This window comes from Companilactobacillus futsaii JCM 17355 (assembly GCF_001435505.1).
Lineage (GTDB): Bacteria > Bacillota > Bacilli > Lactobacillales > Lactobacillaceae > Companilactobacillus > Companilactobacillus futsaii.
Map to the genome: position 1 here is coordinate 19055 of NZ_AZDO01000054.1, position 8770 is coordinate 27824.

Consider the following 8770-nt stretch of genomic DNA (forward strand, 5'->3'; position numbering starts at 1 on the left):
CCTACATATCGGCACCGAACTCAGAAATGATTTTCAAAATTCTCATGACGGTCATTTTTCACTCAACATGACTCACTAGGCGTTTTTGAGATTTCTACTTTTTTCTTCAACGTTTTGTTGGTTCGTATTATAGGCATATAAAATTAAAAATTCAAGCCTTTTTTTAATAAAGTTCTAATTTTTATATTTTGGTTGGCGTGCGGTTTAAGAAATGCTTGGCACCATCTATAACGTGGAAGTAAGTCGCTAAGCTTAACATATCAGTGTTTATGCTCTTTAAAAATGGCCACTCACGTAATGAACCACGGAGAACAGAATTATTTTCTTCGATGAAAGTTTGGCTAATTTTTTGTGGTCGATCTTTAAAAACTCCAGACTGATACAAATAATTAGCATAATCAAAAAAGTATTTCGCAGTTCTAGGGTCATTAATTGTATCGTGTAAAATTCGAGTTCGATGTCTAATAAAGCTCATGCTGTTTTTGACAACTTGAGCGCTATTATTGGAAATGGTCAGATAAGCGAATAATTGTTCGAAAAATCTTTGGTAGGCATGAATTTCACCACTACTCAAAAAGGCTCGAGGGTGATTTTTGAATGGGTATTTCCAGTTGCTCAAGTTATATTCCCATTTTTGACCGACCCAAATGGTGAAGGGGAGTTCATAGAAAACTTGAGTCATATCTTGTTCGAAGCTTTGGTTGATGATTTCAGAGTAGTCTCGTGGCAACAAACGGTTGATTTGATTTTTCAAGTCAGTCGTAATGTATTTTACATTTTCTGTATCATCAGTAAGATCAAATAATTTTTGCCAAGTTTCAGGTGTGAATAATTCTGGTTTTAGATGCTGAATCAATTTTAAATTAACTGGAGCAGAGTTTAACGTGAAACCAGCGTTAAAAGAGTCATCCATTAATTGCAAAGTTTGCACAAAATGACCGCCTAAAGAGTGCCCCAGGCCGTAGACTAATGTATCAGATAAACTTCTTTGCGAAACGTATTCTACAAATTGACGTGCCAGTTTAAGTTGACTGAGGTTTTTATCGCTCCCAATTAGAATCGCATTGACGTTATAATCCCAGTCTTTATACGTCTCGAGAATTGAAGCTTCAAAACGTTTGCTGCGGGACTTGATAGTATTATCGTTGCCACCTTCAGTTCCGCGAAAGGTAATGTATAACTCTTTGACGCCATCGATAGCAATTTGAAAAGCTGTGGCGGAAAATCCACATTCAGCGGCTTCTGGTAAGACTTTACGAGCTTCAAAAGATTTGACATAATCGGGCATCCGATGAACACGATTGTAAATTAAGAGTCGTAAGTAATTTTCCGGTTCGAATTCTTCATACAAATAACGATCATAATCGTATTGCAAAAGCTTCGTGCGAAAATCGCTGTCTTGAAGTAATTCGCCGGCTTGATATTGTTGATTTCGCAATTCCAAAGGCAAAGCATGATGAATTAGCAAAATAATATAAATTTGATTGAGATAGCCTCGGCAAAGATTCAAATTTTCATTTTCAATCATCGTGATCAATTGCTTTAATTTGTTGATCTTACGATTTCTAGAAGGTAATTTGAAACGTTGTTTGCCAGGCGCCTGATTGATATTTTGTAATTTTAAAACTTTATCGATCATCTGGGGATGGATAGTTTTATTTTTAATGAAAATTGGTAAGCGTAAATCGACAACTTGATTCAACAGTAAATTTGTTAAACGAGATTTTTCTTTATTTAGATAAGAATAGCTGAAATAAAGTCGTTTGTTTTGGGGTAGTAACTTCTTACTGTCTTCTTTGTTAAAAGTCAAAGGAAGATTTTTGTGAGCTCGAAAGTTGAGTAAATCGAGCTGCTCATAAACATGATTTAATCTGTTTAAAGTACTTAGTAAGGCTCTCATTAAATCACCTCTTAATAGTTTTAGTTTAACAAAATGTCGGTAAATTAGGAATTATTTTAAAAATATAGCACGTTTGTGATACCTCACATTTGTGTTATATCACAAACGTGCTATAATATATTTGTGGAGGTTGGAGAAAGATGAGAATAGATATTAAATCATACTTAGAAGACAACGGATTAACAATTTATGTAATAGCAAAAAAGAGTGGGTATGGTTATACGACGCTCCATAAATCTTTCAATAAAAAACAATCTTCCGCCACATCTATCAATTTGCGCGATATAGAGGCAATTGCTAAAGCGCAGGATACAGCAATGTGGAAAGTTCTGCGTGAATTGGAATTGCATTACTTAAAGTGAGGAGGCTTTTATATGGCAAGATCATTTTGGGATGAAGATCCATTTAACGACAATATGGACGAAATATTTAGAAGATTAATGAGTCAACAAAACGGTGATTCACGAGCTAAGTATTATGTGAACGGCCAAGAATTGACTCCTGAAGAATTAGCAAAATATCAAGAAGCAAGAACCGCTGGGGAGAATATTCCTATCAGTGATAATAAACAAGCAAAAAATGGCACAATGTTAGAGAAGTTAGGTCGTAATTTGACTCAAGAGGCTAAAGATGGACTTTTGGATCCAGTTATTGGCCGTGATAAAGAGATTCAAGAAACAGCTGAAGTTTTAAGCCGGAGAACCAAGAATAATCCAATTCTTGTTGGTGATGCTGGCGTTGGTAAGACTGCGGTAGTTGAAGGTTTAGCTCAAGCTATCGTCAGAGGCGACGTACCTGAAGCTATCAAAGATAAACAAATCATTTCTATTGATGTTTCAGCTCTTGAAGCAGGGACACAATATCGTGGATCATTTGAAGAAAACATTCAAAAGCTTTTGGATGAAGTAAAGAAGGCCGGCAATGTCGTCTTGTTCTTCGATGAAATTCATCAAATCATCGGTGCTGGGTCAAGTGGTTCTGATTCCGGTAGTAAAGGATTGGCCGACATTATTAAACCAGCTTTGAGTCGTGGTGAAATTTCTATTATTGGTGCCACAACTCAAGATGAGTATCGTAATACAATTATGAAAGATGCTGCTTTAGCAAGAAGATTCAACGATGTTACGATCAATGAACCAAGTAAAGATGCTACTGTAGCAATTTTGAAGGGATTACGTAAAGCGTATGAAAATCATCATCATGTCAAATTGCCAGATAATGTATTGAAAGCCGCAGTTGATTATTCAGTTCAATACATTCCTCAAAGATCATTACCAGATAAGGCAATTGACTTGATCGATATGACAGCAGCACACTTGGCAGCTAAAAATCCTGTAACTGACAAGGTAAGTCTGGAAAAAGATCTCAAACAAGCTGAAAAAGACAAAGAAACTGCAGCTAAAAAAGAAGATTATGAAAAAGCTGCTAGTTTGAAGAAGCACATTGAAGACTTACAAGCAAAGCTTGACAAAGGTGACGAACAGACCGATGAACCAGTAGCAACCGTTAATGATATTGCCGAATCCGTTCAAAGATTAACTGGTGTACCAGTATCACAAATGGGTGCCAGTGACATTGAACGTCTCAAAGATATGGGTAAACGCTTAAAGAGTAAAGTTATTGGCCAAAATGAAGCCGTCGACATGGTAGTCAGAGCTATTCGTCGTAACCGGGCTGGATTTGATGACGGCAATCGTCCAATCGGTAGTTTCTTGTTCGTTGGACCTACTGGCGTTGGTAAGACTGAATTAGTCAAACAATTAGCTAAAGACATGTTTGGCAGTAAGGATGCTATTGTTCGTTTGGATATGAGTGAGTATTCAGACTTAACGGCGGTATCTAAGTTAATCGGTACTTCAGCCGGTTATGTTGGTTATGAGGACAACGGCAATACTTTAACTGAAAAGGTTCGTCGTAATCCTTATTCCATCGTTTTGTTAGATGAAATTGAGAAGGCTAATCCTCAAGTTTTGACTTTGTTATTGCAAGTTATGGATGACGGCCGCTTGACCGATGGACAAGGAAATGTCGTTGATTTCAAGAATACGATCATTATTGCCACATCTAATGCTGGATTCGGTAATAAAGCGACTGAAGATGAGAAGTTGATGGATAAATTGGCTCCTTACTTCAAGCCAGAATTCTTGAATAGATTCAATGGCATCGTTGAGTTTACTCATCTGTCTAAGAAAGACTTGAATCAAATCGTTAACTTAATGTTAAATGACGTTAATGCTAACTTGGCTAAGAAACAAATCACTTTGGAGGTCACACCAGAAGCTAAAGAATGGTTGATCGACGAAGGATATGATGAAGCCATGGGAGCAAGACCATTACGTCGTGTCATTGAGCAACAAATTAGAGATAAAGTAGCTGAATTCTATCTCGACCATTTGGATGTTAAAGACTTAAAAGCTGATTTAGTTGATGGAACTATTAAGATTTCTGAAAAATCAGCTGTTACAAACTAATATTTCTGAAAAAAGAAGACTTGAACGTTTCTCGTTTGAGTCTTCTTTTTTTGTACGAATTTTAGCAAAAAGCGAACAATAACGTTATGTATAACTATGAATTTGTTTAAAAAGCAAAATATATTAATAAAATAATAGCAAAAGCCGAACAATATAAATAAAAAATAATAAAATGTTTCTAATTCGCTTGTAAAAACCCGAATAATCTGTAATACTAGAAAAGTTCGAAAAAAGTTTTTATATTTTCTAAGGGGCGTTTATTGTGAATTCATTACAAGATGGACGGAATTTAAGTTTTATGGAACGTTTATTCCATCTCGAAGAAGCCAAGACAAATGTTAGACGTGAAATTTTAGCTGGTCTAACAACGTTTGTATCTATGGCTTATATTTTATTTGTTAATCCGCAAGTTTTGGGAGACTCAGGGATGAACAAAGGATCTTTATTTACCGCTACAGCATTAACAGCAGTCGTTGGTTCAATTTTGATGGGAATCTTGGCTAACTACCCAATAGCGATTGCACCGGGATTAGGCGACAATGCTTTTTTCAGTTATTCTGTCGTTATAGCGATGGGAATTCCTTGGCAAACCGCTATGGCCGGGGTTTTTGTGGCCAGTTTGATTTTCTTAGTTCTTTCATTAATGAAAATTCGTGAAGTTGTTATTGATGCAATACCTAAAGATTTGAAGTTGGCGGTAGCTGCCGGGTTAGGTATCTTTATCGCTTTTGTCGGTCTGCAAGGTGGGGGATTGATTACTGCTAGTAAGTCTTCATTAGTAGCAATCGGATCATTTGCTGTTCCTACCACTTGGTTGACAATTGTTGGATTGTTAGTTACAGCGATTTTGATGGCGCGTAAAATTCCTGGAGCTATTTTTATCGGGATGGTCTTTACAACTATTGTGGGGTTAGTTACTAAATTGATTCCTATGCCATCGCATATCGTTTCATCAATCCCTAGTTTAAAGCCAACTTTTGGCGTCGGTGTGATGCATATTTCAGATATTACACACCCTCAACTATGGGCTGTTGTAATAATCTTCTTACTAGTAGCCTTTTTTGATACTGCTGGTACTTTGATTGGTTTGGCTGAGCAAGTGGACGTTATGCAAGACGAAGATGGTAAAATGCCAAGAATTGGTCATGCTTTGATGGCTGATTCAATTTCAATGGTCAGTGGAGCTGTTTTTGGAACTACTCCTCCAACAGCTTATGTTGAATCTTCAGCCGGAATTGCCGTTGGTGGGAGAACTGGTTTAACTTCAATCACAGTCGGTGTTATGTTTGCATTATCAATGTTTTTCTCACCATTGTTATCAGTTGTAACAACTAACGTTACAGCACCAGTTTTAATAATTGTCGGTACGTTGATGGCACAATCGATGAAGGGCATCAGATGGGATCGCTTTGAAATTGCCTTGCCAGCCTTTTTAACTATCGTTGGTATGCCATTGACTTATAACATCTCTTACGGTATTGCTTTTGGTTTCTTGGTTTATCCAATCACTATGTTAGCTGCCGGTAAGAGAAAAGAAATCAATCCTATCATGTATGGATTGTTCGTTGTTTTCGTAATTTTACTTTATATCATTAATATTTTGCCTAAAGCTAGTTTGGCATAATAAAAAACTACTCTAATTTCTAATTCTTTCTTAAGTTAGATTAATGTTAATTTCCGTCTTCCACACAAATCCTGTGATTGGCTGGAGAATGGCGGCACTATTTTGAGCTTTTGCATGGCCCAAAGACGCAAAATCTCAAAACTAGGCCTTATTGTAAGTGCTAAAGCACTAACAATAATCTGGCGGCTGAGCCATCACGGGATTTGTGTTCCAGACTAGATTCTAGTTTTATTGTTTATTTCAAATAATTCAAAATTAAAAAAGTATCTATTCAGATATAGTTATTGGAACAATTATCTGAATAGATGCTTTTTGTTTGATTGTATAAAAATATAAAACAACTCTCTAGTCCGGAATAGCAAAGCAAATTGGCTCAGTAGTGAAATTATTCTTAGCAACTTGTTGCTTAGAATAAGGCCGAGCTTGAAGACTTTGCCCGGTTTTGGGCTTAGCAAAGGCTCCAAGTCGTACCCACATTGTTCCAGCCAAATTTGGTTTGCTATGGAGGATGGCATATTACTACTAATCCAACTTAAAAAAACCAATTTCCAGGATAGTTTTTTTGTTATGAAAAAGCTGTATAATAAAATCTGTAAGCGTAAACAAGGAGGAGAACATGAAGAAGATTATTAATAATGTTGAGGATATTGTTCCTGAAATGATTTCAGGTTTAGTTAAAACCAATTCTGATTTAGTAAGACAGATTGACGGTACAACTGCTGTAGTTAGAAATGATAAGAAGTTTACTGAAAATAAACAAGTCGGTATCGTTTCTGGTGGCGGTAGTGGTCACGAACCATTGCATGCAGGCTACGTGGGCAATGGAATGCTCAGTGCTGCCGTAGCTGGAGAAGTCTTTACTTCACCAACTCCTGACCAAATTTATGAAGCTATTAAGGCAGTTGATCAAGGATTGGGTGTTTTGTTAGTAGTTAAGAATTACTCTGGTGATGTCATGAATTTTGACATGGCTAAGGAAATGGCAGAAGCGGATGATATAAAAATTAAGACAATTGTCGTTGACGATGATATTTCAGTAGAAAACAGTGAATTTACTCAAGGTAAACGTGGGGTTGCCGGTACTGCTTTAGTTGAAAAAATTGTTGGAGCTGCTGCCCGTTCTGGAATGTCCTTAGACGATATTGCGGCTTTAGGTCAAAAGGTTATCAACAATACTAAAACTATTGGAATTGCCCTCCATGCGGCTACTGTGCCTGCTGTCGGACACCCTGGATTTGAATTAGGTGATGATGAGATAGAATATGGTATTGGTATCCACAATGAACGTGGCTATGCTGTCGAAAAAATTCAACCTTCAAAAGATTTAGCTCATGAATTGATTGAAAAGATTTTAAAGGAATTTGATGATAAATCAGGTGATTTTGCTATTTTAGTTAATGGCATGGGTGGAACTCCTTTGATGGAACAATACATTTTTGCTAATGATGTTTTGAAAGAATTAGCTGATAAAAATATTGATGTGGAATTTAGTAAAGTTGGTAATCTAGTCACATCGCTTGATATGCAAGGAATTTCTTTGACGATTATGAAAGCAGATAGTGATTGGATCAAATACTTAAAAGAACCAGTTACAACAATTGCTTGGTAGAGAGGAAGATTCGATGAAATTAGAATTAGTTGATGCTAAAAAATGGATTAATTTATTTGTAGAAAAAGTTCAGGCTAACAAAGCTAACTTAAATGAATTAGATACAGCAATTGGAGATGGTGACCACGGAACTAATATGGATCGTGGTATGAACGCTATTAAAGACTCTTTTGCTAAAAAGGATCCTGAAAACCTAGCTGATTTGTATAAAGCAACTGCCTTTGCAATGATTCAAAAAGTTGGTGGAGCTTCAGGTCCCTTGTATGGAACTGCCTTTTTAGATATGTCTAAAGCTGTCAAAACAGAAAATATTGAGTTGGCAGATTTGATTCAAGTTGGAACTGATGGTATCAAACGTCGTGGCCAATCAGATGTCGGTATGAAGACAATGATCGATGTTTGGCAACCAGTGAGCGATGCTTTGAAAAATGATGCTTTCAATCAAAAAGTAATTGATTCAGCATTAGAAATTGTCAAAGATCTAGTAGCAACTAAAGGTCGTGCAAGTTATTTGGAAGAAAAATCCAAAGATCACATTGATCCAGGTGCAGAATCGAGTGCCTACTTGTTTGAATCCTTATTAGAAGTTTTGGGGGACTAATGATGAAATATGGAATTGTAATAGTTTCTCATTCGAGTAAAATTGCCGCTGGAGTGAAGGATTTAATCTCGCAAGCCGCACCAGATTTGTCAATTACAACAGCTGGTGGAACTGATGATGATGAAATTGGTTCTTCATTAGAGAAAATCCAAGCAGCGGTGGATAACAATACTGGTGATGAGATATTGGCTTTTTATGATTTAGGTAGTTCAAAGATGAATCTGGAAATGCTGATGGAAATGACTGATAAAACGATTCACAAGTATGACGTAGCATTGGTAGAAGGTGCTTATACTGCTGCTACCTTGGCTCAAGTTGATACGCCATTGATTGAAATCGAAAAAAATCTTCAACCATTAATAATTAAATAAGGCTACCCTGGAATTGTCCTTAAAACGATAATTTCAGGGCCTTTTTCTGGACAAAATTCATAAAATCTTCACAGGATATTGAAAAAATATAAATATTTGTTTAGTACATTATTCGTATAAGAATAAAAGGGAGGAATATTTTTGGCGAATTTTATAATCAAGTTAGCCACCTTAAGAAAAAATAAATAAAAAAA

Annotated in this window: 8 protein-coding genes; 6 read left to right on the forward strand and 2 right to left on the reverse strand. The window is 36.3% G+C overall.

Annotated elements, in window-relative coordinates; genetic code table 11:
- Nucleotides 1–181 precede the first annotated feature (181 nt).
- Nucleotides 182–1900 (reverse strand): DUF6792 domain-containing protein, encoded by a 1719-nt coding sequence (locus tag FC88_RS05355; protein ID WP_057813545.1) that lies wholly within the window; start codon nucleotides 1898–1900, stop codon nucleotides 182–184.
- Nucleotides 1901–2040: 140 nt separating this feature from the next.
- On the opposite strand from FC88_RS05355, the gene FC88_RS05360 reads away from it, so the two are divergent.
- From FC88_RS05360 to FC88_RS05370, 3 genes are all read left to right on the forward strand, one after another.
- Nucleotides 2041–2262, forward strand: coding sequence for a hypothetical protein (locus tag FC88_RS05360; RefSeq protein WP_057813547.1), 222 nt, complete (start codon nucleotides 2041–2043; stop codon nucleotides 2260–2262).
- Between the two features lie 12 nt (nucleotides 2263–2274).
- Nucleotides 2275–4371, forward strand: coding sequence for an ATP-dependent Clp protease ATP-binding subunit (locus tag FC88_RS05365; RefSeq protein ID WP_057813549.1), 2097 nt, complete (start codon nucleotides 2275–2277; stop codon nucleotides 4369–4371).
- Nucleotides 4372–4669: 298 nt separating this feature from the next.
- The gene (locus FC88_RS05370) at nucleotides 4670–5995 is read left to right on the forward strand and encodes an NCS2 family permease (protein ID WP_057813562.1); all 1326 of its coding nucleotides are present in this window, start codon (nucleotides 4670–4672) and stop codon (nucleotides 5993–5995) included.
- 345 nt (nucleotides 5996–6340) lie between these two features.
- Here FC88_RS05370 and FC88_RS12825 read toward each other — a convergent pair whose 3' ends face one another.
- Complete coding sequence (locus tag FC88_RS12825) at nucleotides 6341–6484, reverse strand: hypothetical protein (RefSeq protein ID WP_157060430.1); 144 nt, start codon at nucleotides 6482–6484, stop codon at nucleotides 6341–6343.
- Between the two features lie 127 nt (nucleotides 6485–6611).
- On the opposite strand from FC88_RS12825, the gene dhaK reads away from it, so the two are divergent.
- The 3 genes from dhaK to dhaM are packed head-to-tail and all read left to right on the forward strand — an operon-like array spanning nucleotide 6612 to nucleotide 8576.
- On the forward strand, nucleotides 6612–7604 hold the full coding sequence (gene dhaK / locus FC88_RS05380) for a dihydroxyacetone kinase subunit DhaK (RefSeq protein ID WP_057813554.1): 993 nt from the start codon (nucleotides 6612–6614) through the stop codon (nucleotides 7602–7604).
- 13 nt (nucleotides 7605–7617) lie between these two features.
- Entirely contained in the window at nucleotides 7618–8205 is a 588-nt protein-coding gene (dhaL, locus tag FC88_RS05385) for a dihydroxyacetone kinase subunit DhaL (protein WP_057813556.1), read from the forward strand.
- 2 nt (nucleotides 8206–8207) lie between these two features.
- Nucleotides 8208–8576 carry a dihydroxyacetone kinase phosphoryl donor subunit DhaM gene (gene dhaM / locus FC88_RS05390; protein ID WP_057813558.1) on the forward strand — a complete coding sequence of 123 codons (369 nt, stop codon included), beginning with the start codon at nucleotides 8208–8210 and terminating at the stop codon, nucleotides 8574–8576.
- Nucleotides 8577–8770: the final 194 nt, after the last annotated feature.